This window comes from Actinomycetota bacterium, assembly GCA_035697485.1.
In the GTDB taxonomy this organism is placed as follows: domain Bacteria; phylum Actinomycetota; class UBA4738; order UBA4738; family HRBIN12; genus JAOUEA01.
The window spans coordinates 74,394-96,367 of record DASSCU010000017.1 but is presented as its reverse complement, the minus strand read 5'-3'; the positions used below and the strand labels follow the sequence as shown (position 1 = coordinate 96,367).

Genomic DNA, 21,974 nt, shown 5'->3' with positions numbered 1-21,974 from the left:
GGCCGGGATCACCCCTGTGGCAGGTCGAGCGCGTAGCGCACGATCGGCAGGTTCGAGCCCTCCACCTGATGGATGCTGGTCGTGCCGTCCCATGCCCAGCCCTCCCGCTCGTAGAAGCGGCGCGCCCGCTGGTTCGTCTCGAGCACCCAGAGCGTCGCCCGTTCGACGCCCCTCCCCGAGGGTCGTCGTCGAGCGCAGGAGCAGGTCTCGCCCCACGCCGGTCCCTGCCACCCCTTCGGCGACGTAGATCGCGTACAGCTCACCTGTCCCTGCGGAGGCGTCGCCATCACGGGCAGCTCCGATGCTGGCGAAGCCCACGACGCGATCCGCGGTCTGCGCCACGATCACGCGAGCGTGGGCATCGTCGGAGGCGAGCACGGCGAGCCACCCCGCCTCCCGCTCGGCCACGTCGAGCCCGTCGAGGGTCTCGCCGGGCAGCTGACCCCGATAGCCCACCGCCACGACTCGACGTGCACTTCGGCGATGGGCCGGGCGTCGTCGACCACCGCGTCGCGGAGCGAGAACGCCACGGCCTCACTCCAGCGGTGCGCGTGGGTGCAGCAGGCCGTACGTGTACCCGTCGACGAGCGCCTCCCACGAGGCCTCGATGATGTTCTCGCTCACCCCGACCGTAGTCCACTCGCGTTCGCCGTTCGACAGGTCGATCAGCACCCGCACCACCGCCCCGGTGCCGTGCGTGCCTGAGAGCACCCGCACGCGGAAGTCCTCGAGCTCCATCTGATCCAGCGCGGGATAGTCGTTCGTGAGCGCCTTCCTGAGCGCGGTGTCGAGGGCACCCACCGGCCCCTGTCCCTCGGCCGATTCGATGTGCCGCGTGCCCTGCGTGCGGACCTTCACGGTCGCCTCGGCGAGCGGCGGCTCGTCGTCGCCGACCCGCTCCTCCACGTGCACGCGGTAGCTCTCGATCTCGAAGAATGGCTGGGACCATCCGCCGGCGCGGCGCATCAGCATCTCGAGCGAGGCCTCCGCCACGTCGAACGCGTACCCTCGCGACTCGCGTTCCTTGATCTGCTCGACGACCGCAGGGATCGCAGCGGCGTCGAGCTCCAGCCCGAGCTCCGTGGCCTTCATGCGGATCGTGGCACCGCCGCCATAGTCCGAAGCCACGACCCCGCGCCGGTTCCCCACGCTCTCGGGCGGCACGTGCTCGTAGGCCCGTGACAGACGCGCCACGCCGCTCGTGTGCAAGCCGGCCTTGTGCGTGAACGCGTGCCGCCCCGTGTATGGCTGGCGGGAGTCCGGCGCCAGGTTCGCGATCTCCGCGACATAGTGCGCCAGCTCCGTGAGGTGCTCGACGGCCCCATCGGGCAGCGCGTCGCTGACGCCCATCTTCAACACGAGGTCGGCAGTGAGGGGGATCAGGTCGGCGTTGCCCGTCCGCTCCCCGTAGCCGTTGATCGTGCCCTGCACCTGATGGACCCCGGCGTCGACCGCGACGAGGGAGTTCGCGACCGCGCAGCCGGCGTCGTTGTGCACGTGGATGCCCAGCGGCACGGTCGCCTGGGCCCTGACGTCCTCCACCACCCGCGCGACGTCGAACGGCAGCATGCCCCCGTTCGTGTCGCAGAGCACCAGCCGCTCCGCGCCGGCCCCCTCGGCGGCGGCGAGCACGGCCATCGAGAACGCCGCGTCGCTGCGGTAGCCGTCGAAGAAGTGTTCGGCGTCGAAGAACACCCGCCGGCCCTGGGCCCGCAGGAAGTCCACCGAATCGCGGACCATCGCGAGGCCTTCCTCGAGATCGGTGCGCAGCGCCTCGGTGACGTGCAGGTCCCACGACTTCCCCACGAGGCAGACGACCTCGGTGCCGGCGTCGAGCAGGTCGCGCAGCACCTGCGAGTCGTCGGCGCGCTCACCCGCCCGACGCGTCATGCCGAACGCGGTGAGCGTGCTCGTCTTGAGCGTCTCCTTCGTCGCGACCTTGAAGAACTCCGTGTCGCGCGGGTTCGCGCCCGGCCAACCGCCCTCCACGAATGGGAAGCCGACCTGGTCGAGCTTGTGCAGGATGCGCAGGCGGTCCTCGACGGTGTACGAGAGGTCCGCCTGCTGCGCGCCGTCGCGCAGCGTCGTGTCGTAGAGCTCGACCCGAGGGCCGGGGTCGGTCACGACGTCGCCCCCTCGACCACGAGGTCGCCGACCTGCGAGGTCGTGTGGCCCATCTCCCCCGCTCGCATCGACTTCATCTGCTGGGTCGCGGCGCGGATGCCACGGTCGATCCTGTCGGCTGCATCGGCCTCACCGAGCTGACGCAACAGCATCTCCAGGGCGCCGGTCGCCGCGAGCGGGTTGATCGTGCCCTTGCCGGTCTCGCTCGGTGCGGTGCCGCCGATCGGCTCGAACATGGACACGCCCTGCGGGTTGATGTTGCCCCCCGCGGCGATGCCCATGCCTCCTTGGATCATCGCGCCGAGGTCCGTGATGATGTCGCCGAACATGTTGTCGGTGACGATCACGTCGAACCGGCTCGGCCAGTCGAGGAAGTAGATGCACGCCGCGTCGACGTGCACGTAATCGGTCTCGACCTCGGGGAACTCGGCCGCGAGCTCGTCGACCACCCGCTGGTACAGGTCGCCCGCGAACGTCAGCACGTTCGTCTTGTGCACGAGGGTGAGCTTCCTGCGCCGATGCGGCTGCATCGCCAGTTCGAACGCGTACCGCACGATGCGCTCCACGCCGTGTCGGGTGTTGATCGACTCCTGGGTCGCCACCTCGTTCTCGGTCCCCTTCCGGTGGAACCCTCCGGCGCCGCTGTAGAGGCCTTCGGAGTTCTCGCGCACCACGACCATGTTCACGTCGTCCTCGGTGTGGCTCGGCACGAGCGTCTGCACCCCCGGGTAACGAACGACCGGCCGCAGGTTCACGTACTGGTCGAGGCCGAACCGCGCCTTCAAGAGCAGGTCGCGCTCCAGTACCCCAGGTTTCACGCGCGGATCGCCGACCGCCCCGAGGAAGATCGCGTCGAGCCCCCGCAGCTGCTCGAGCTCATCGTCGGGCAGCGTGTCGCCGGTGCGGAGGTAGCGGTCGGCCCCGAGATCGAACTCGACCAAGTCGAAGGTCGCATCGCCGCGCACGGCGTCGAGGACCTTGAGGCCCTCGGCCACGACCTCGGGGCCGGTGCCGTCGCCGCGGATCACGCCGACCCGGTAGGCACCCGTCACGGAGTCTCCTCGTTCGACGCCCGCTGCACGTTGGTGACGTGCACCGCGCGGTTGACCGCGGCGAGGTAGGCGCGGGCACTCGCCTCCACGACGTCGGTCGCGACGCCACGGCCGGTGACCCGGCGCCCGTCGACGTCGATCTGCACGACGACGTCACCTAAGGCGTCGGTGCCCTCGGTGACGCTCGACACGTGGAAGTTCACGAGTCGGCCGTCGACGCCGGCGGCCTGCTGGATCGCTCCCATCGCGGAATCGATCAGGCCGTCGCCCGTCGCGGTTCGCTCGATCACCTCCTCGCCCCGTCGCAGGCGCACCGTGACCCTCGGCTCCCGGTCGGTGCCGCCGTGCATCTGCAGCGACTCCATCACGAGGACGTCCTCGTCGGTCGCGCCGAGCTCTTCGGCGACGATGGCGGAGAGGTCCTGATCGGTGATCTGCACCTTGCGGTCGGCGAGGTCCTTGAAGCGGGCGAACGCGCGGTTCAGGTGGTCGTCGTCGAGACCGATACCGATCTTGTCGAGCGCGTCCACGAAGGCGTGGCGGCCGGAGTGCTTGCCCAACACGAGCGCATTGCCCTCGAGCCCGATCTCGACCGGGTCCATGATCTCGTAGGTGGCGCGGTTGGTCAGCACGCCGTGCTGGTGGATACCGCTCTCGTGCGCGAACGCGCTCGAGCCCACGACCGCCTTGTTGCGCTGGACGGTGTAGCCGGTCGTCATCGCCACGAGGCGCGACGTTCGTACGATCTCCTTGATGTTCAGATCGTGCTGCCTGCCGAGCGCCTGCCCACGCGTGCGCACGACCATCGCGATCTCCTCGAGGGAACAGTTCCCCGCCCGCTCGCCGATGCCGTTCACCGCGACCTCGACCTGACCGGCGCCGTGCTCGATGCCGGCGAGTGAGTTCGCGACCGCGAGCCCGAGGTCGTTGTGGCAGTGCGTCGAGATCACGACGTCGTCGGGCGAACGGTCGAGCACGACGCGGATCAGCTCGCCGAACTCGGTCGGCGTGGCGTACCCGACCGTGTCGGGCACGTTGATCGTGGTCGCCCCGCACTCGACCGCGAGCCGATAGCACTCGAGCAGGAACTCGAGCGGAGTGCGTGTGGCGTCCTGCGCCGAGAACTCCACGTCGTCCGTGTAGCTCTTCGCGAGCGACACGTTCTCGCGGATCGCGTCGAGCACCTGCTGGTGGCTCATCTTCAGCATCGACTCGCGCTGCACGTCGCTCGTGGAGATGAACGTGTGGATACGCCAGCGATCGGCGCCCTTGAGCGCCTCGGCCGCCCGCTCGATGTCGCCGGTCGCAGTGCGCGCGAGCGCGGCGATCACCGGCCCCTTCACGGTCGACGCGATCTCGGCGACCGCGTCGAACTCGCCGGGGGAGCTGACCGGGAAGCCGGCCTCGAGGATGTCGACGTTCAACCGGGCGAGTTGTTCGGCGATCTCGACCTTCTCGGCCTTCGTGAGCGCGATGCCGGGAGCCTGCTCCCCGTCGCGCAGGGTGGTGTCGAAGATCCTGACGTTGCCGTTTCGTACGTCGCGGGCATCCCCCGCGCTTCCTACGTTGCCGACGTTGCCGTTGCTGTCGCTCATGACGGTGGCACCTTCTGCTCGCTCTCCAACCAGGGCATCATCTGGCGCAGCTGCCGTCCCACCTGCTCGAGCTGGGACGTCTGCGCCTGCTGGCGAAGTCGGAGGAACTCCTCGAAGCCACCGTCGGCTTCCGCGATCCATCTCCGGGCGAACGTGCCGTCCTGGATCTCGGCTAGCACCTGACGCATCTGGTCGCGCGCGTGCTCGTCGATCACGCGCTTGCCGCTCTGGTAGTCGCCCCACTCGGCGGTGTCGCTCACCGAGTAGCGCATCCACGACAGGCCGCCCTCGTAGATCAGGTCGATGATCAGCTTCAGCTCGTGCAGGCACTCGAAGTAGGCGATCTCGGGCTGGTAGCCGGCTTCGACCAGCGTCTCGAACCCGTTGCGGATCAGCTCGCTCACGCCGCCGCACAGCACGGTCTGCTCACCGAAGAGGTCGGTCTCGGTCTCCTCTTCGAACGTGGTCTCGATGATCCCCGGCTTCGCGCACCCGATCGCAGCCCCGTAGGCGAGCGCGCGAGCCTTCGCCTTGCCGGTCGCGTCCTGGCGCACGGCCACGAGCCCCGGGGTGCCGTTGCCCTCGACGTACGTGCGGCGCACCAGGTGGCCTGGGCCCTTGGGCGCGATCATCGTGACGTCGACGCCCTCGGGCGGGGTCACCGTGCCGAAGTGGATCGAGAACCCGTGGGCGAACATCAGCATGTCGCCGTCCTTCAGGTTCGGCGCGATGTCGCTCTCGTACACCTTCCCGTGGGCGGTGTCGGGCAGCAGGCACATCACGACGTCGGCCTCGGCGACGGCGTCGGCCGTGTCGAGGACGCGCAGGCCGGCGTCCTCTGCCTGCCTGCGGCTCGCCGAGCCGGGGCGCAGCCCGACCCGGACGTCGAGGCCGGAGTCCTTCATGTTCTGGGCGTGCGCATGCCCCTGCGACCCGAACCCGAGCACGGCGATCTTCTGGTCGGCGAGTATGCCCGGGTCGGTGTCCTTCTCGTAGTAGATCGTCGCCATGTCGCTCGTTCCCCCTGGGTCGCCGTGGGCGGTTCCGTCTCGGACTAGCCGGCCTTCGCGGCCTTCAACACACGCTCCCTGATGCCTCGCTCCCCGCGCGCAAGCGCGATGCGGCCGGTGCGCGAGAGCTCGACGATGCCGAACTCGCTCAGCAGCTCACGAAGGGCCTCGAGCTTCTCCGGCTTCCCGCTCGCCTCGACGGTGAGGGTCGAGGCGGTGACGTCGACGATGCTGACGCGGAAGACGTCGGCGAGCTCCATGATGCGTGCGCGCGCGTCGCCCTCGGCGCGCACCTTCACGAGCATCAGCTCGCGCTCGACCGCCGTGCCAGGATCGTGCTCGAGGATCTTGATCACGTTGATCAGCTTGTTGAGTTGCTTCGTGACCTGCTCGAGCGGGCTCTCGTCGACGTTCACCACGATCGTCATGCGCGAGATGCCAGCGGCCTCGGTGGGGCCCACCGCGAGCGAGTCGATGTTGTAGCCACGGGCCGCGAAGAGCCCGGCTACGCGCGTGAGCACGCCGGGACGGTCCTCCACGAGCACTGAGATCGTGTGCAGGGTCGCGCCGTTCATGCGATCGGAGCCTCCCCGGGGTCGGTTGTGGACTGGATGCTCTCGGGCCCGACGATGATGTCGTCGTTCGAGGCGCCCGAGGGCACCATCGGGAACACCATCTCGCCCGGGTCGACCCGGAAGTCGATCACCACCGACCGGTCCGTGATCGAGTACGCCTTCTCGATCACGGTGTCGACCTCGTCGGTGGACTCCACGCGCAGGCCGACCGCCCCGTAGGCCTCGGCGAGCTTCACGTAGTCGGGCACGTTCGGGTCGAGCCACACGCCCGAGTACCGCTCGTCGAAGAACAGCTCCTGCCACTGGCGCACCATGCCGAGGTATCCGTTGTTCAGGATCGCCGTCACGAACGGGATCTGCTCGGTCGCGCTCGTGGCGAGCTCCTGCGCGGTCATCTGGAAGCAGCCGTCGCCGTCGATCGCGACGACGCGGGCCTCGGGCCTGCCGACCTTGGCGCCCATGGCGGCCGGCACGGCGAAGCCCATCGTGCCGAGCCCGCCTGAGTTGATCCACTTCCGCGGATGCTCGAACCGCCAGTACTGCGATGCGTACATCTGGTGCTGGCCGACCCCCGACACGCAGATCGTGTCGTCGTCGGCGAGCGCGCGCAGCCGCTCGACGCAGTACTGCGGCTTCAACTTCCCGTCGTCCGTCGGATAGCGGTACGGGTACTCGTCCTGCCACCCGCGCAGCTGCCCCAGCCACGCGGAACGGTCGGGCGGTCCGCCCGCCTCGTCCTGACGCTTGTGCAGCTCGGCGGCGAGCTTGCCGATCACGTCCTTACAGTCGCCCACGATCGGCACGTCGGCCACGCGGTTCTTGCCGATCTCGGCGGGATCGATGTCGACGTGGATCACCTTCGCATGCGGTGCGAAGGCCGCGAGCTTTCCCGTGACACGGTCGTCGAATCGCGCTCCGAGCGCGACCAGCAGGTCGGACTTCTGCATCGCGGTGACGGCCGTGTAGTTGCCGTGCATGCCCGGCATGCCGAGGCAGAGCTCGTTCGAGTCGGGGAACACCCCGCGAGCCATCAGCGTCGTCACGACCGGCAGCTGTCCGGTCGTGGCGAGGTCGAAGAGCTCCTGGTGCGCGTCGGCCTTGATCACGCCGCCGCCCACGTACAGCACGGGCTTCTTCGCCCGCAGGATCATCTTCACGGCCTCGACGACCTGTCGCTGGTTACCTTTCGTCGTCGGCTTGTACCCGGGCAGCGTCACGTTGTCGTGCCACCGGTACGTCGTATCCGCGAGCAGCACGTCCTTCGGAAGATCGATCAACACGGGACCGGGTCGCCCAGTCGAGGCGATGTGGAACGCCTCGCGCACGGTCGCCACGATGTCGGCCGGGTCCTTCACCAGGAAGTTGTGCTTCGTCACCGGCATCGTGATGCCAGTGATGTCGGCCTCCTGGAAGGCATCGTTGCCCACGACGGGCGTCGGCACCTGACCGGTGATCGCCACGATCGGTACGGAGTCCATCTTCGCGTCGGCGAGCGGCGTGACCAGGTTCGTCGCGCCCGGGCCACTCGTCGCCATGCAGACACCGACCTTGCCGGTCGCCCACGCGTAGCCCTCGGCAGCGTGGCCCGCGCCCTGCTCGTGGCGGCACAGGATGTGGCGGATCGGCGACCGGTCGACGAGCGGGTCGTAGATCGGCATGCTCGCGCCGCCGGGAATGCCGAAGACCGTGTCGACGCCTTCCTGCTCGAGCGCCTTCAGCAGCGCGTCGGCGCCCGACATCTTCGAGCCGGTCATCGCGCCGCTGCCCCTCTCGCCTCGACCGGACCGGTCTCGACCCGGCGCACGTGCGCCTGCAAACGGTGCGCTAGGTTTCGGCAGGCGCGCTCGAACTCCCATGGGGTCCAGTCACGCCGGCGCATCTGCAACACGTCCTGCTCCTGCTCTGCGCCGAAGTCGAAACCCGAGCCCAGATAGACCACGTCAGAGGACAGGTAGCGGTCGACGACGGCGCGCGTCGAGGGCTCGGCCAACTCGACGCTCACCTGGCCGGGACCCTCCCACAGCACGCTGGCGACGACGGTGCCGTCCCGCTCGAACTCGTACCGCATGAGGTGCTCTCCTTGTCTCCGGACCTTCGCCCGGTGTTCACGATCCTTTGGGCTGGAAGCTGGGAATGAAAAACCCCCGCGGCTGCGGGGGCGTCCGGCGCGGTCAGCAGGCCTCCTGGGCCTGGCCGCGCCTAAGAAATAAGTACGAGGGTCGTGCGCCGAGTGATCGAGTCCTCGCTGAACATGGTCATGACAGTTTAAAGAAGCCTCCTGTGCTGTCAACTTTCGGCATCTCGCCGACCGGACTTGATGCGATCACGGCCGCCAGGTCCACACTGACCGAGGTGCCCCAGGGCAGCCGTTGCACACTCCCCGGTGTCCGACGTCGTGATCCCCTTCGACCGCGAACACGATGCCTTCCCCGACCGGGACGATCTTCGCGAACCGGTAGAGCTGGTGCGTGTTGCCATCGACCTCGTACGTCTCGTCGAGCATCCCGCCGCCCAGTCGACGCCAATCACCCCCCGCGCGGGAGGCAGCCGCCTCCCCGCAGGAGAAAGCGATGGCGACGTCCTGCACCACTGCGAGATCTGGATAGCACTCGCTGGCCCGCAATGGCCTCTTGCTCGGCGGGCTCCACACGCCTCGAGTCACGTCGTAGATCTGGGATCGGACGGCATAGTCACCCGGCGAGCGATCCCCACCGACGAAGCCGAGCGCGGTCGCCTGAGGTGAGCGGCCCGAGGGCTCGAGCTCAGACCAGCGGGTCGAACTTCGGGTCGTACAGAGCGCCGACGGCGGTCTGCGTGGAGGCGATGTTCCGACCATCGAGGAGGGAGCCGAACACGATCATCTCTTCACCGGTCCAGACCCCGGCGGCGAGATTCAACGCCGATCGGCGCGAGCGGAAGCTCACGACGCGAGGCAGGAAAGAAGGTTGCACCGCCGAGCGACGAACGGTCGCAGCGCAGTGGCTCCGAGCCGAGGCATCGAACCCACAGCCAGGCCCCTCAAGCCTCGTCCACGACGAGCACCTGGTCCACATCGATCCGACGCAGGATCCACCGCACCGCGAACGGGAAGTGGCGCAAGCTCGCATCCTCGACGAGCACGGGATTCGCGAATCGAGCGACCCGGCCGCGCGACTCGAGCCGCCCACCGCCCGCCTCGAGCACGTTACGCACCCAGTCGGCTTCCCCGTAGGTGAGCGCGAACCTCCACCCGCCGGCCCGAGTGAACACGTTGACGGGCGTGCGGTACTGCCGCCCTGACTTCCGGCCGACGTGGACAACGACCCCGAACCCAGGCAGATGGCGGGCCATCGGTCGCGTCACGTGGTTGGTGACCGTTCGATTGAACCTCGCGACCGATCTCGGCAGCGGCATCGCCCGAACCACCCCTGTTCTTGGCTGGCCAACGTGACCAGCGATGATGCTCATCATCCTCCCAAGACGCCGCAACCTGACCGGAGCGAGCGCATGTCGATCCATCTCGCGTTCGAGACGCATGCGACGAGGACGACGAGGCAGGGCTGGCCACCGGTTGGTTGTCTGGACGACTGTCCGACGCGGGACACGAGTTAGCACGTGAACCAGGCCGGCGCCGTTCGAACGACGGGCTCGACGCGATCCTCACCTCGGACCTGGGTCGTGCCCTCGATACCATCGAGGTCGCGTTCGGGGACGCGGGCATCCCCGTGTTGCCCGACTGGTGCTGCGCGCGTGCGACGACGGCGCGTGGAACGGCGGTCCCGTCGCCGGCATCTCGTACGCGTCGGGGAGAATCACCGGATCCGGTCAGGGCCACCCTGAAGACGGCGCTCCGTGCGACTGTCAGGATGGCCCGATGTGGAGGCTCCTGTTCCTCGACGACCACGCGCCCTTCCGGCGTGCGGCGCGAACGTTGCTCGAGGCAGAGGGGTTCGTCGTGGCGTCGTGACTGACCGTGTCCACGACCAGACGTGACAAGTGGCCGCCGCCGCTGCCCATCTCTCCGAGAGGGCGTGCCGCGGCCTGGACCGTCGCGGCCTGCCTCGCGATCGCCGGGGTGGCGACCGTGGTCCTTGCATGGAACGAGCTCACGTGCACGGTTCCCGTGGATCCTGGGGGGCCGCGGCAGGCGCCTGAAACGGCGTGCGAGGTGCTCGCCGGCGTCGGAGGGTTGTTCTCCTTCCTCGGTGGGCTCGCCGCGGCCGGAGGGATCGCGATCGCGTGGCGGACCCGGATGCGCCCGGTCGAGGGCACGGGCAAGGACGGCTGGCGCTGGGGATTGGCGGTCGTGTTCACGATCGGGTTCGCGGTACTCGCCACCCGATTCCCCGATCAGACCTGCCCGGGCGGCGCGCACCTCTCGGCCCCGTTCGGGCTCTGCATCGACACCGCGACCGACGCCCGTTTCGACTCCACGAGCTGGATCTGGGCGAAAGTCATCGCGATCGTCGCCGCCCCCGTTATCGGCTTCACAATGATCGCGGCCCGACGCGCGTCCGCGATCGCCGTACCGCTGACGCTCATCGCGTGGTTCGCCGGGATCGGCTGGCTCCTGCTCGACACGATCGGTCGCGAGTTCCTTCCGTAAGCGCGTGCGAGAGGGGGGACCGCCCTGTTGGATCGCGCGACGGGTGCTCGTTGTACTCGAGCCTCCGGTCGCTCAGTCCGAGCCGAGCTCCGCCAGCTTGCGATCGAGCAGCCGCCGCTCGGGTTCGTCGTGGGTCATCTCCCGCGCTCTCTCGAGAGCGGCGCGAGCCTCCGTGGTGCGCCCGAGCCGTCGGAGTAGCTCGGCTCTGGTGCTGTGCATGTACCGGTAGTTGTCGAGGCTCAGTCCGTCGACGATCGCGAGACCTGCGTCCGTGCCCTCGGTCTCGGCGACCGCGACGGCTCGGCTCAGCTCGACGACCGGCGAGTCGGTGAGCCGGGAGAGCTCGTGGTACAGGGCGGCGATCTCGGCCCAGTCGCGGGACTCGTCGGCGTGTAGCGACGCGATCGCCGCCTGCACGACATACGGTCCGTGGCCGTGCATCGCGAGTGCTCGGTCGAGCGCGGCCCGGCCCTGGGCGATCTGCGTGGCGTCCCAGAGGGAGCGGTCCTGGTCGGCCAGGAGCACGATCTCGCCGTCGTCGAACCGAGCGTCGCGGCGAGCGTCGAGGAGCAGCATCAACGCCAGCAGACCGTGCACCTCCGACTCGTCGGGCATCAGCTCGGCCAGCGCTCGACCGAGCCGGATCGCTTCGTCGGCGAGATCGCCGCGGGTGGGCGAGGCCGAGTACCCCTCGTTGAAGACCAGATACACGACCGCGAGCACCGCGACGAGGCGGTCGGGCAGCAGGTGGTCGGGTGGCACCCGGAACGGGATCGCCGCCGCGGCGATCTTCCGTTTCGCGCGCGTGAGACGCTGGCTCATCGTCGGTTCCGGCACCACGAACGCGCGGGCGATCTCGTCGGTGGTCAGGCCGCCGAGGGTTCGCAAGGTGAGCGCGACCTGCGACTCGACCGACAGCGCCGGATGGCAGCACATGAAGATCAGCTCGAGCCGCTCGTCGGGAAACGTCGTGGGTGCCATCGGTTCCTCGTGCGGCTCCGCGGCGAGCAGCTGCGCCTTCGCGGCGAACGTGCGCTCCCGTCGGATGCGATCGATCGCCCGGTTCCGTGCGGTGCTCACGAGCCGAGTGCCCGGGTTCGTCGGCACTCCGTCGCGAGGCCAGCGCTCCGTGGCGACGGCGAAGGCGTCCTGGGCGGCTTCCTCGGCGAGATCCACGTCGCCGAGGAAGCCGATCAGGGACGCGAGCACGTAGCCCCAGCGCTGGCGGAAGACCTGCTCGAGCGGCGGTTCGTCTACCACTCGACGATCGGACGGACCTCGACCGCGCCGCCCAGTCGCGCAGCCGGCACGCGCGACGCCAGATCGATCGCGGCGTCGAGGTCGTCGGCCTCGAACAGCAGGTAGCCGCCGATCGACTCCTTGATCTCAACGAACGGACCGTCGGTCGTGAGGGTCTTCCCGTCCTGCACCCGCACGGTCGTCGCGGTGGCCGGATCGTCGAGCTGCATGCCCGGCGTCACGCCGGGGGTCTCGTTGACCGCCTGATAGTCCGAGTAGACCGCCTGCTGCTCGGCTTCCGAGAGTGTCGCCCATGCCTCTGGCGAGCGCGGCGTCGGCGCATCGGCTTGGTGGATCAGCAGCATGTACTTCATCCGTTGTCCTCCTCCTCGTGGCGGATGGTCCCCTATCGGACGAACGGGGGGCAAGGAAACCGACACGTCCGTCGGTCGAAGTGGCGATGTCGAGCCGGGAGGCCCGAGTGCCAGACTCGCACCCCCCCACCGACGGGAGGAGTCATGCCCCGACGCATCGTCCGATCGATCGTGACCCTGCTGGCCGTGCTCGCCGTCGTTGCCGCCCCGGCGGGTCCGGCATCCGCTGATCACCTGCCGCTCGACACCTGCTCGCCGAGCGGCGACGTCTGCAAGAGCGTGCGGCGGGTCGACGGTGTGCGGCGGCTGCGCATCATGCTGGCGGCCGACTACTTCGAGCGCTTCCGACTCTGCGTCACGGGTCCCGACGACTCGCCCACCTGCCACACGTACCGCATTCGCGACTTGGGCGCCACGTTCGGCTCATCGATCGCCTGGCGCGCGAACTTCCCGTTCGAGGGGCCGGGTGACTACAGGGTCGTCTGGAAGTTCATCGGCGGCGGCTGGATCGGTCGGGCCCTCGGGTTCCACGTCGGCTGAGCCGCGGAACCCTCAGGGCGAGGCGGGAGACTCGATGCCGAGCTCGGCCATGATGCCGCGCACCCGGTCGCCGATCTCGTCGCGGATCGGCCGCACCTGCTCGAGCGGGAGGCCCGCCGGGTCGCCGACCTCCCAATCCATGGAGCGGGTACCGGGAAAGATCGGGCACGAGTCGCCGCACCCCATCGTCACGACGACGTTCGCGGCCTGCACGACCTCATCGGTCCAGGGCTTCGGGAACTCGCTCGAGATGTCGATGCCGACCTCGGCCATCGCCTCGATCGCCGCTGGATTCACCTCGCTCGCCGGGTCGGATCCGCCGGAGAAGACCTCGACCTGATCGCCGGCCAGGTGCTGGAGCCATCCGGCCGCCATCTGCGAGCGACCGGCGTTCTGCACGCAGAGGAACACGACCATGGGCCTCGTATCCCTGCTCTTGCCCTCGACCCGCGCGAGCGCGCGCAGTCGCTGACGAGTGAAACGCTCGACGAACAGCGGCACGAATGCAGCGACCTTCGCGCCCTGCAGCGACTCCCACGACTCGGCCATGAAGCGTTGGATCGTCTCCCCGCCGAAGACGCCGGCGAAGTCCGTGCGCAAGCGCTCGGCGCTCGCACGGATCAGGGGTCGCATCTCGACCGGGGCGGCGCTCAGCGGGTTCACGAGGCTCATGGGTGGGTGCTCCTTGCTCGACGGCAGGGACGGACGTTCGGAGCGAGGGTGTCGATTCGGGCGGTCACCGCACGCAGTGCGACGTCGTACGCGTTGGACGCGATCGACGTGGCGGGATCGGCGATCGACCAATGCAGGATCGTCGCCTCATCCGGCAGTGGATGCAGCTCCTCGTGCGCGACGTCGCAGACCGTGATCACGAGGTCGGGGTGCTCGCTGACGTCCTCGATGGAGCGGGTACGGGCGGCCCGCAGATCGAGACCCGCCCGCGCGGCCGCACGAACCGCCCCGGGCCTCACCGCCGGCGCGGGATGTGTGCCGGCGCTCGAGGCCGGCACCTCGTGCCGGGCGTTCCACACCGCCGCAGCGAGCTGCGAGCGCGCGGAGTTGGCGGTGCAGACGAAGAGCACGTGGCGGGCAACGAGGTGTGCAGCCGGGTCGGCGAGCGATGCGATCGCGTCGGACACGAGCCGGACGTATCGGCGCCGGCCGTCACCTGCCGAGGTCGTCCGCTCCACGACACCGGCCCGTTCGAGGATCGCCAGGTGATGTGCCAACAGGTTCGACCCGAGGCCGATCGCGGAGGCGAGCGAGGACGGCGACCGGTCCGACCATGTCAACTGGTCGACGATCGCGAGCCGGTGTGGGTCGGCGAGCGCAGCATGGATCACTGCGCGTTCCGAAAATACCTCAACATTCATCGCCTCAAGCTATGCTGAGTTATCGATCCCGTCAAGCGAGGGGGTGGTCGCCCCTGGCCTCCCTGGGAGACGACCACCCCGCTCGGATTCAGCAACAACCGGACGGGCAACATCCCTCGTTCATCTCGGTCCCTCCTCCCTCTCGATCGGATCCCGATACCTCATGTATCGACACAGGTCGATATGTATCCGTACAGATTGCCGCACCAATCGATGAGTGTCAATATGACCCCGTGAGGCTCATCCAGACGATCGACACCACGTGCTGCCCGCCGGTGCTCTCGGCACCGCTCGACCAGGCGGAGGCCGAGCGCCTCGCCGCGGCCCTCCGGGTGCTCGCGGAGCCGGCCCGACTACGCCTGCTGAGCATCATCGGCGCATGCGCTGAAGGGGAAGCGTGCGTCTGCGACCTGACCGAGCCGCTCGGCCTGTCACAACCGACCGTGAGCCACCACCTCAAGGTGCTCGCCGATGCAGGACTCGTCGAGCGCGAACAGCGCGGCCGGTGGGCCTACTTCCGTGTGAACGACGAGCCCCTCGAACTGCTCCGAGGCGCGCTCGCCTCACCGGGTGCCGCGACCTGACCTGCACGCAGTCACAGGCTCGCCGCCTCGAATGCTCACGCGAGGAACCGGCCAACTCGGCGGCCCGTGAGGCTCGGTGCACCCGCCACGCGGAGACGAGGAACGCCCCGGTGACGATCGCCGCACCCCCGACCACGGCACCGAGCACCACCCCGGAGATGCCGTAGAACATGTCGACACCGGCGCAGAAGCGGTCGGGCGCGGGATCGTACGAGGTGCACCGCCCCCGCATCGCGTTCCACGTGATCGTTCCCGCGATCGGCGCGACCACGAGCGCGATGATCGCCGCTCCCCGGAGTAGGAACCCTACCGTCGCCCTGGGCCGAACGAATGACCCGAGCACGCAGCCGAGAAGCAGGCCGAGCGTCGCATACTCCGCGACCTGCTCGGGCACCGATCGACCGTCAGCACCGGCGAGTCCGACCGCACCGCCGACCACGGCACCGACCAGCCCGAGCGCGACGGCGGGAGCTCGGCGCCGAAGGGCGATCGCACCGATCACGGCGCCGACCAGCCACGCGAGCCACATGAGATCGAACATCTCTTCGGAGCTTCGACCATGAAGGCGCGACCGTGAACCCGTGGCGAGGGATCGCCATGGGTTCTGCACTCATTCAGCCACGCACGTAGGTCGCTTCGGCGGTGCCCGTCTCGTTCAACAACTGGAAGGCGGGGCCCGAGACCTTCCATGCTTCGACCGATCCGAGCGCATCGAGGTACGCACGTTCCTGCCTCCTGAGCGGCGTCGGGCACGCTCGCTCCGTGCTACCGAGTTATGGCCCGCCGTACCAGTTGCACCGTCGGAACCCTCGACCGTGCCGTCGTCACGGAAGGTCGCGTCGATGGGGAGACCGGGAGGGAGCGCGGTGCCGGGGCGAGGAGACCGTCCAGGCGACGCCCGCGAGCTCTCCGCCGGACGGGTCGGATCCGGTGCATGCGTCGCGGTCACCGTCACGGCCAAGGCCGACACGATCCTCCTCGCAAGGACCGGCATCAGAACGGCTTCAGGACCATCAGTCCGATGATCGCGACCACGATCACGAGCTCCACGTTCCTCGCGACCGCGACGGCCCGGTCGTGGAACGCTGCGGAGAGCTCGGGCGTGACCACGCCCCGCAGCTTCGCGTCGGCGAGCGCGCGTTCGAAGACACGACCGCGAGGCAGGAAGACGGTTGGCACGAGCAGTCCGATCGCGACGAAGAGCGCGAGCGATGCGATCAGCCATCCGTTGTCGGTGAGGGACACGTTCCCGACCACCATCGCGATCACCCCGAAGACGAGCACGGCCATCGAACCGACCTTCACGATCGTGTCGAATCGGTTCGCGACCGCGAGCAAGGTCGTGATCGAGGCGAGGTCGCTCGATCGACGCGCCTGGGCGATCGTGACGTCCCTGCCGACGAGGCCCGCGACGAACGCGAACGCCACGAGCACGTGCAACAGCACGATCCAGTCCATGGCCGAACCCTAGAACACGAACGAGGCCGGCGCGGATGCGCCGGCCTCGTGCGTGTGTAACGCGAGAAGGCGTCAGATGCCGCGGACGTTCGCCGCCTGCGGGCCCTTCTGGCCCTGGGTGACGTCGTACTCGACCTTCTGGTTCTCGTCGAGGTTGCGGTAGCCCTCGCCAGAGATCGCGCTGAAGTGCACGAACACATCGGCGCTGCCGTCGTCAGGCGTGATGAAGCCGAAGCCCTTCTCGGAGCTGAACCACTTCACGGTTCCTGTTGCCACGTGCGATCCCCTCCTTCCTTCCGCCGGATCGGGCATCGTGCGTGATGCTGGCCCGTCGGCGCCGGCCGTGACAGCCGGGTGAGGGAACTGCTCGAAGCGTGAAACCGCGATCGGTGCCCTCGGCCACAACGCTAGCAGGAACCGGCGACGTCGGACAGCGTGTTCACCCGTCGTTCCCCCGACGTTTGACCTTCGGCGCGCGCGACCCGTACGGTCGCACGCGATGGAGCCTCGCAGCGACCCCCGGCTCGAGGCTGCGATCCGCGCGGTCGGCGCGTGGCGCGGCCGCGACATCGGCGTGACGCCGGTGTCGGTCGGCCACGACGAACGGCACTTCCTGGTCGAAGCCGACCAGGAGTTGTTCGTGCTCCGGCTCGCGTCCCCGTCGAGCGACCGCCCCCGTGTCGACGCGACGAGCGAGCTCTCCGTCGCTCGCGCGGCATCGAGCGCTGGCGTCGCGCCCGAGGTGATCGCCTCGCTGCCGCAGCTCGGCTGTCTCGTGACCCGCTTCGCCCCCGGGCGCCGGCTCGACGCGGGCGACGTCGAACGCGACGACGTGCTCGCGTCGGTCGTCGGCTCGATCCGGGCGCTGCACGCATGTCCGCCGCCGAACCTCCCGCGCTCGATCTTCCAGGAGGCCCGCGAGCTCCGGCGCCTCGTGCTCGCGAGCGGGGCGACGATGCCCGGCTCCGAACCGGCGGCCGCCGACGTGGTCCGAAGCATCGAGGACGTGGTCACCGCCGAGCCGCGGACGATGGTCGCCTGCCACGGCGACCTCACGACCTCGAGCCTGCTCCTCGATGGCGACCACGTCTGGATCATCGACTACCGATGGGCCGGCGCGGGCGATCCCTTCGAGGACCTGGGAAGCCTCGCCGCGCACCTCGACCTGAGCGACACGCGCAGCGACGCTCTGCTGCGCGGCTACTTCGGCAGCGCGACCGACGACCATCGCTCGCGGCTCGTCCTGATGCGTACCGTGGCGGAGTACCTCGCGGCGCTGCGGGCGCTGACCCGTTCGCGCGCCGAGGGGTCGGCCGGGCTCGGTCGCGTCGACGCGCGTCTGGCGCGGGTTGCCGCCGTCACGCTCGACGCGCCGACGCGGTAGCGGGCCTGGATGCGTTCACGCCGAGGCGGCAGCGCCGCGATGCCCGATCGAGGGTTCACAACGGTCGTTCGCCGGGTCTAGGGTGGCTCTCGGAGGCAACCGAAGGGAGGGCGCGATGCGCAGGCTCACGATCGCCGCGGCCATGGGACTCCTCGTGGTCGCGGCTGCCGCCGGCACGGTGCCGGCTGGCGCCGGTGGATCGACGGTCATCACCGTGGTGGAACGCGCGACCACCGACGAGCTGATCGACCTGGGAAAGCCGGGCGACTCGAACGGCGACCTGCTCACGTTCGCGAACAAGCTGTACGACGAGACCAACACCGAGAAGATCGGGCGCGACCAGGGCAGTTGCATCCGGGTCGACGCGGCCCGCGGTTTCTGGCAGTGCAGCTGGACCGCGTGGCTCGGTGGAGGCTCCGTGACGGTCGAAGGGCCGTTCTACGACACGATGGAGAGCAACCTCGCGATCACCGGCGGCACGGGCGCGTTCCGCGACGCGACGGGTGTCATGCATCTGGGGTTCCGCGACGATCCCGCTGAGTTCGACTTCATCTATTCGATCGACACCTAGGCGTCACGCGGCGGCTTCGAGCGAGAACCAGGCGACTCGGCGACGACGCCCGCCCCATGTGAGAAGGGCCTGTCCGAGGAACAGGTCGTCGTCGAGTTGGACGAGTTCGTCGTGCACGCCTCGCACCGAGGTGGGGTTCTCGCTGACGTGTTGATAGTCGAGACGCAGCACGGTGTGGCCGGGGTGCGTGACACTCGGGCCGACGCTGGTCGCGAACCGGAACGCCGTCGCGCCCTGGTCGTCGTCGGTGATGTCTCGGTAGCGCGGGAAGGCTCCACGGATCAGCCGCCGTCCACCTTGCGTGAACAGGTTGACGCCCTCGGCGGCCTGGCGTGAGAACTCCTTGCCGCGCCACGGCATCCAGACGCGCCCGACGCCCTCGAACACACCGTCGAGGCCGTACCCGTAGGTGACGGCGAGGAGCCGACCCCGACGCACCCCGACGAGGCCCTCCGCGGCCTTGCCCGCGACGAAGCAGGACGCCAGCTCAGCCAGCCCGAGGGGCCGGTCGAGCCGGAGCATCGCGACGGCATGCCAGTAGTCGTCCATGCGATGGCCTCAGCCCAGCGCGGCGAGGAACTCGTCGAGGTCCGGCGCCACGTGGTAGGTGGGTTCGAGGAAGCCCTCAAGCGCATCGATCGTCTTGTAGCCGTTGCCGGTGACGTAGGCGACGACCTCCTCACCCGGCCGCACGATGCCCTGGTCGACCATGCGCCTCAGGTTCGCGATCGTGACCCCGCCGGCGGTCTCCGTGAAGACGCCCTCGGTCGAAGCGAGCAACCGGATACCTTCGCGGATCTCCTGCTCCGTGCACCATTCGATATGACCACCCGTCGAGCGGGACACCTTCAGCGCGAAGAAGCCGTCGGCGGGCGCGCCGATCGCGAGAGACCGCGCGATCGTGTCGGGCTTGACCGGTGTGACCTCATCGGCCCCGTCGAGGAACGCCTGCGCGACCGGTCGGCAGCCCTCGGGCTGCGCACCCGAGACCCGATAGGGCTTCTCCTCGACCGCCCCGATCGCGATCAGCTCGCCGAACGCACGGTGGATCTTCGTGAGCAAGGCGCCGCTCGCGATCGGCACCACTACGTGGTCAGGCAGGCGCCACCCGAGCTGCTCGGCCGTCTCGAACCCGAGCGACTTCGACCCTTCCGCATAGTAGGGGCGCATGTTCACGTTGATGAACGCCCACGGCAGCGCCTCGGCGACCTCGCTGCAGAGCCGGTTCACGTCGTCGTAGTTGCCCTTCACCGCGACGACCTTCGCGCCGTACGCCTCGGTCGAGAGGATCTTCGCCCGCTCGAGGTCCTCGGGCACGAAGACGAAGCACTCGATGCCCGCCTTCGCGGCGTGCGCCGCGGTCGCGTTGGCGAGGTTGCCGGTCGAGGCGCACGAGATCGCCTCGTAGCCGAAGGCACGCGCCATCGTGGTCGCGACGCTCACGACGCGGTCCTTGAAGCTGTTCGAGGGGTTCACCGAGTCGTCCTTGACCCAGATCACACCGTCGTGGCCGATCGCCGCGGCGAGGTTGTCCGCGCGGCGCAGGGGCGTGAAGCCGGCGCCGAGGTCGACGCGGTCGATGCCGGGGCCACCGGGCAGCAGCGCCTCGTAACGCCAGAGCGTCTGCGGGCCGGCTTCTGCCTGCTTGCGGAAGTCCACCCCGTCGACCGACTGGAGGTCGTAGGAGGGCTCGAGCGGGCCGAAGCACTCCTCGCAGATCGTGAGGGGCTCGACCGGGTACTGCTGCCCGCAGATGCGGCATTGCAGCGCCGCGGGTGTCGTGACGATCGGGTGGGCGGTCACCAGGTCACCGCCCCGTGGTCGGCCGACCCCACCAAGCGCGCGTACTTCGCGAGGGCGCCCTGCGTGTACTTCGGCTCGGGCTCGGTCCATCCCGCGCGGCGGCGCTCGAGCTCGGCATCGTCGACGAGCACCTCGATCGCACGGGCGTCGGCGTCGATGCGGATACGGTCGCCGTCGCGCACCAGTGCGATCGGACCCCCGACGCACGCCTCCGGCGCGATGTGGCCCACGCTGAAGCCCTTCGTCGCCCCGCTGAACCTGCCGTCGGTGATCAGCGCGACGTCCTTGCCGAGCCCAGCGCCCGCCACGGCGGCCGTGACCGCGAGCATCTCGGGCATGCCCGGTGACCCCTTCGGCCCCTCGTAGCGGATCACGATCACGTCACCGGCCACGATCGCACCGTCGGTGAGCGCATCGAACGCCGCCTGCTCGGAGTCGAAGCACCTCGCGGTGCCCGCGAACGACGTGCTCGACGCGCCGGCCACCTTGATCACGGCGCCGTCGGGAGCGAGGTTCCCTCGCAGGATCGCGAGGCCCCCCCAGGGATGGATCGGATCGCTCGGCGCGTGGATCACCTCGCCGTCGGGCGCAGCGACCGACATCGCCGCGAGGTTCTCGGCGATCGTCCTCCCGGTGACGGTCATGCAGTCGCCGTGCAGCAGGCCCGCGTCGAGCAGCTCCTTCATCACGACCTGCACCCCGCCGACCCGGTCGATGTCGCTCATCACGAACCGGCCCGCCGGGCGCACGTCGACGAGGTGGGGCACGTCCCGCGCGATGCGATCGAAGTCGTCGAGCTGCAGATCGACGTGGGCCTCGCGCGCGATCGCGAGCAGGTGCAGCACGGCGTTCGTCGAACCCGCGAGCGCCATCACGACGGCGATCGCGTTCTCGAAGGCTTCCCTGCTCATGACGTCGCGCGGACGAGGTCCGCTCTCGGCGACGAGCCGCGCAGCCTGCAGGCCGGACTCTCGCGCCGCCACCTCACGCCGGTAGTCGACCGCCGGCGGCGAGGCGGTGCCCGGCAACGACATGCCGATCGCCTCGCCGACGGCCGCCATCGTGTTCGCCGTGTACATACCGGCGCACGAGCCCGTGCCGGGGCACGCCGAACGCTCGATGCCGCGCAGCTGCGCGTCGTCGATCGAGCCCTTGGCGTGCGCGCCGACCGCCTCGAAGACGTCCTGGATCGTGATGTCGCGACCCTCGTAGGTGCCCGGCAGGATCGTGCCGCCGTAGAGGTAGACGCTCGGCAGGTTCAGACGGGCCATCGCCATCAACATGCCCGGCTCGCTCTTGTCGCAGCCCGCGATGCCCACGAGGGCGTCCATGCGCTCGGCGTGCATCACGAGCTCAACCGAGTCGGCGATCAGGTCGCGACTCATCAGCGAGGCCTTCATGCCCTCGTGGCCCATCGCGATGCCGTCGCTCACAGCGATCGTCGTGAACTCGATCGGCACACCATCGCCCTGACGGACGCCTTCCTTCGCGAGCGCGGCGAGCTTGCCGAGGTGGTAGTTACAGGGGGTCACCTCGTTCCAGCTCGATGCCACCGCGACCTGGGCTTTGGCGAAGTCGTCCTCGCTGAAGCCGACGGCGCGCAGCATCGCGCGAGCGGGGGCACGTTGCGGACCTTCGGTGACCTCCCAGCTGCGCGGGCGCTCCCCGACCATCGCGTGACACCCCTTCCGACCGTCAAGACGTGGG

Annotated in this window: 25 protein-coding genes; 5 read left to right on the top strand and 20 right to left on the bottom strand. The window is 69.2% G+C overall.

All coding sequences use genetic code 11. From position 1 onward, the window contains the following. Window positions 1–8: 8 nt before the first annotated feature. The 11 genes from VFI59_04875 to VFI59_04825 all read right to left on the bottom strand — a co-directional run bounded on the left by VFI59_04875 (window position 9) and on the right by VFI59_04825 (window position 9,749). Window positions 9–146: a hypothetical protein gene (locus VFI59_04875; protein ID HET6713028.1), complete on the bottom strand. Its 138-nt coding sequence runs from the start codon at window positions 144–146 to the stop codon at window positions 9–11. A gap of 388 nt (window positions 147–534) precedes the next feature. Next, window positions 535–2,124, bottom strand: a complete 1,590-nt coding sequence (cimA, locus tag VFI59_04870; GenBank protein ID HET6713027.1) for a citramalate synthase — start codon at window positions 2,122–2,124, stop codon at window positions 535–537. After that, window positions 2,121–3,176 carry a 3-isopropylmalate dehydrogenase gene (locus tag VFI59_04865; GenBank protein HET6713026.1) on the bottom strand — a complete coding sequence of 352 codons (1,056 nt, stop codon included), beginning with the start codon at window positions 3,174–3,176 and terminating at the stop codon, window positions 2,121–2,123. Before VFI59_04865 ends, cimA begins: the two co-directional genes overlap by 4 nt. Continuing rightward, on the bottom strand, window positions 3,173–4,771 hold the full coding sequence (locus VFI59_04860; protein ID HET6713025.1) for a 2-isopropylmalate synthase: 1,599 nt from the start codon (window positions 4,769–4,771) through the stop codon (window positions 3,173–3,175). The genes VFI59_04865 and VFI59_04860 overlap by 4 nt, the downstream gene beginning before the upstream one ends. Beyond that, a complete protein-coding gene (gene ilvC, locus VFI59_04855) occupies window positions 4,768–5,781 on the bottom strand; it encodes a ketol-acid reductoisomerase (GenBank protein ID HET6713024.1) in 1,014 nt (337 codons plus the stop codon). Before ilvC ends, VFI59_04860 begins: the two co-directional genes overlap by 4 nt. A gap of 44 nt (window positions 5,782–5,825) precedes the next feature. Beyond that, entirely contained in the window at window positions 5,826–6,356 is a 531-nt protein-coding gene (gene ilvN / locus VFI59_04850; GenBank protein HET6713023.1) for an acetolactate synthase small subunit, read from the bottom strand. Then, entirely contained in the window at window positions 6,353–8,110 is a 1,758-nt protein-coding gene (locus VFI59_04845) for an acetolactate synthase large subunit (GenBank protein ID HET6713022.1), read from the bottom strand. Before VFI59_04845 ends, ilvN begins: the two co-directional genes overlap by 4 nt. Continuing rightward, the gene (locus VFI59_04840; GenBank protein ID HET6713021.1) at window positions 8,107–8,424 is read right to left on the bottom strand and encodes a hypothetical protein; all 318 of its coding nucleotides are present in this window, start codon (window positions 8,422–8,424) and stop codon (window positions 8,107–8,109) included. The genes VFI59_04845 and VFI59_04840 overlap by 4 nt, the downstream gene beginning before the upstream one ends. 255 nt (window positions 8,425–8,679) lie before the next feature. Further along, the gene (locus VFI59_04835) at window positions 8,680–8,859 is read right to left on the bottom strand and encodes a hypothetical protein (protein HET6713020.1); all 180 of its coding nucleotides are present in this window, start codon (window positions 8,857–8,859) and stop codon (window positions 8,680–8,682) included. 259 nt (window positions 8,860–9,118) lie between these two features. Further along, window positions 9,119–9,280, bottom strand: coding sequence for a hypothetical protein (locus VFI59_04830; protein ID HET6713019.1), 162 nt, complete (start codon window positions 9,278–9,280; stop codon window positions 9,119–9,121). 94 nt (window positions 9,281–9,374) lie between these two features. Then, entirely contained in the window at window positions 9,375–9,749 is a 375-nt protein-coding gene (locus VFI59_04825; protein ID HET6713018.1) for a nitroreductase family deazaflavin-dependent oxidoreductase, read from the bottom strand. A gap of 559 nt (window positions 9,750–10,308) precedes the next feature. On the opposite strand from VFI59_04825, the gene VFI59_04820 reads away from it, so the two are divergent. Beyond that, on the top strand, window positions 10,309–10,941 hold the full coding sequence (locus VFI59_04820) for a hypothetical protein (protein HET6713017.1): 633 nt from the start codon (window positions 10,309–10,311) through the stop codon (window positions 10,939–10,941). 72 nt (window positions 10,942–11,013) lie between these two features. Here the strand turns inward: VFI59_04820 and VFI59_04815 are convergent, their stop codons facing one another. Together VFI59_04815 and VFI59_04810 are read right to left on the bottom strand one after the other, a co-directional pair. Further along, on the bottom strand, window positions 11,014–12,201 hold the full coding sequence (locus tag VFI59_04815) for a DUF6596 domain-containing protein (GenBank protein HET6713016.1): 1,188 nt from the start codon (window positions 12,199–12,201) through the stop codon (window positions 11,014–11,016). Beyond that, window positions 12,195–12,554 carry a YciI family protein gene (locus VFI59_04810; GenBank protein ID HET6713015.1) on the bottom strand — a complete coding sequence of 120 codons (360 nt, stop codon included), beginning with the start codon at window positions 12,552–12,554 and terminating at the stop codon, window positions 12,195–12,197. The genes VFI59_04815 and VFI59_04810 overlap by 7 nt, the downstream gene beginning before the upstream one ends. Window positions 12,555–12,698: 144 nt before the next feature. On the opposite strand from VFI59_04810, the gene VFI59_04805 reads away from it, so the two are divergent. After that, window positions 12,699–13,094 (top strand): hypothetical protein, encoded by a 396-nt coding sequence (locus tag VFI59_04805; protein ID HET6713014.1) that lies wholly within the window; start codon window positions 12,699–12,701, stop codon window positions 13,092–13,094. A 12-nt stretch (window positions 13,095–13,106) separates the two neighbouring features. Here VFI59_04805 and VFI59_04800 read toward each other — a convergent pair whose 3' ends face one another. Both VFI59_04800 and VFI59_04795 read right to left on the bottom strand, forming a co-directional pair. Beyond that, a complete protein-coding gene (locus tag VFI59_04800) occupies window positions 13,107–13,766 on the bottom strand; it encodes an arsenate reductase ArsC (protein HET6713013.1) in 660 nt (219 codons plus the stop codon). Then, entirely contained in the window at window positions 13,763–14,467 is a 705-nt protein-coding gene (locus VFI59_04795; GenBank protein HET6713012.1) for a helix-turn-helix domain-containing protein, read from the bottom strand. The genes VFI59_04800 and VFI59_04795 overlap by 4 nt, the downstream gene beginning before the upstream one ends. Before the next feature lie 233 nt (window positions 14,468–14,700). On the opposite strand from VFI59_04795, the gene VFI59_04790 reads away from it, so the two are divergent. Continuing rightward, entirely contained in the window at window positions 14,701–15,051 is a 351-nt protein-coding gene (locus tag VFI59_04790) for a metalloregulator ArsR/SmtB family transcription factor (protein HET6713011.1), read from the top strand. A 993-nt stretch (window positions 15,052–16,044) separates the two neighbouring features. Here VFI59_04790 and VFI59_04785 read toward each other — a convergent pair. Continuing rightward, on the bottom strand, window positions 16,045–16,509 hold the full coding sequence (locus VFI59_04785; protein HET6713010.1) for a DUF2269 family protein: 465 nt from the start codon (window positions 16,507–16,509) through the stop codon (window positions 16,045–16,047). A 72-nt stretch (window positions 16,510–16,581) separates the two neighbouring features. After that, window positions 16,582–16,785 (bottom strand): cold-shock protein, encoded by a 204-nt coding sequence (locus VFI59_04780; protein ID HET6713009.1) that lies wholly within the window; start codon window positions 16,783–16,785, stop codon window positions 16,582–16,584. Window positions 16,786–17,008: 223 nt separating this feature from the next. On the opposite strand from VFI59_04780, the gene VFI59_04775 reads away from it, so the two are divergent. Then, a complete protein-coding gene (locus VFI59_04775; protein ID HET6713008.1) occupies window positions 17,009–17,893 on the top strand; it encodes a phosphotransferase in 885 nt (294 codons plus the stop codon). Window positions 17,894–18,008: 115 nt separating this feature from the next. Then, window positions 18,009–18,464, top strand: coding sequence for a dirigent protein (locus tag VFI59_04770; protein ID HET6713007.1), 456 nt, complete (start codon window positions 18,009–18,011; stop codon window positions 18,462–18,464). A 3-nt stretch (window positions 18,465–18,467) separates the two neighbouring features. On the opposite strand, the gene VFI59_04765 is transcribed toward VFI59_04770, so the two are convergent. The 3 genes from VFI59_04765 to ilvD are packed head-to-tail and all read right to left on the bottom strand — an operon-like array spanning window position 18,468 to window position 21,940. Beyond that, window positions 18,468–19,013 carry a hypothetical protein gene (locus tag VFI59_04765; protein ID HET6713006.1) on the bottom strand — a complete coding sequence of 182 codons (546 nt, stop codon included), beginning with the start codon at window positions 19,011–19,013 and terminating at the stop codon, window positions 18,468–18,470. A 9-nt stretch (window positions 19,014–19,022) separates the two neighbouring features. Next, the gene (gene thrC / locus VFI59_04760; protein HET6713005.1) at window positions 19,023–20,267 is read right to left on the bottom strand and encodes a threonine synthase; all 1,245 of its coding nucleotides are present in this window, start codon (window positions 20,265–20,267) and stop codon (window positions 19,023–19,025) included. Further along, window positions 20,264–21,940: a dihydroxy-acid dehydratase gene (gene ilvD / locus VFI59_04755; protein ID HET6713004.1), complete on the bottom strand. Its 1,677-nt coding sequence runs from the start codon at window positions 21,938–21,940 to the stop codon at window positions 20,264–20,266. The genes thrC and ilvD overlap by 4 nt, the downstream gene beginning before the upstream one ends. Window positions 21,941–21,974: the final 34 nt, after the last annotated feature.

Bases quoted from the DNA above. Each gene is read 5' to 3' on its own strand.
- VFI59_04795 (HET6713012.1), bottom strand. From the start codon at position 14,467: ATGAATGTTGAGGTATTTTCGGAACGCGCAGTGATCCATGCTGCGCTC.
- VFI59_04770 (HET6713007.1), top strand. From the start codon at position 18,009: ATGCGCAGGCTCACGATCGCCGCGGCCATGGGACTCCTCGTGGTCGCG.
- VFI59_04825 (HET6713018.1), bottom strand. From the start codon at position 9,749: ATGCCGCTGCCGAGATCGGTCGCGAGGTTCAATCGAACGGTCACCAAC.
- VFI59_04810 (HET6713015.1), bottom strand. From the start codon at position 12,554: ATGAAGTACATGCTGCTGATCCACCAAGCCGATGCGCCGACGCCGCGC.
- VFI59_04860 (HET6713025.1), bottom strand. From the start codon at position 4,771: ATGAGCGACAGCAACGGCAACGTCGGCAACGTAGGAAGCGCGGGGGAT.
- VFI59_04840 (HET6713021.1), bottom strand. From the start codon at position 8,424: ATGCGGTACGAGTTCGAGCGGGACGGCACCGTCGTCGCCAGCGTGCTG.
- ilvD (HET6713004.1), bottom strand. From the start codon at position 21,940: ATGGTCGGGGAGCGCCCGCGCAGCTGGGAGGTCACCGAAGGTCCGCAA.
- VFI59_04765 (HET6713006.1), bottom strand. From the start codon at position 19,013: ATGGACGACTACTGGCATGCCGTCGCGATGCTCCGGCTCGACCGGCCC.
- VFI59_04835 (HET6713020.1), bottom strand. From the start codon at position 8,859: ATGCTCGACGAGACGTACGAGGTCGATGGCAACACGCACCAGCTCTAC.
- VFI59_04805 (HET6713014.1), top strand. From the start codon at position 12,699: ATGCCCCGACGCATCGTCCGATCGATCGTGACCCTGCTGGCCGTGCTC.
- VFI59_04845 (HET6713022.1), bottom strand. From the start codon at position 8,110: ATGACCGGCTCGAAGATGTCGGGCGCCGACGCGCTGCTGAAGGCGCTC.
- VFI59_04800 (HET6713013.1), bottom strand. From the start codon at position 13,766: ATGAGCCTCGTGAACCCGCTGAGCGCCGCCCCGGTCGAGATGCGACCC.
- ilvC (HET6713024.1), bottom strand. From the start codon at position 5,781: ATGGCGACGATCTACTACGAGAAGGACACCGACCCGGGCATACTCGCC.
- ilvN (HET6713023.1), bottom strand. From the start codon at position 6,356: ATGAACGGCGCGACCCTGCACACGATCTCAGTGCTCGTGGAGGACCGT.
- VFI59_04785 (HET6713010.1), bottom strand. From the start codon at position 16,509: ATGGACTGGATCGTGCTGTTGCACGTGCTCGTGGCGTTCGCGTTCGTC.
- VFI59_04775 (HET6713008.1), top strand. From the start codon at position 17,009: ATGGAGCCTCGCAGCGACCCCCGGCTCGAGGCTGCGATCCGCGCGGTC.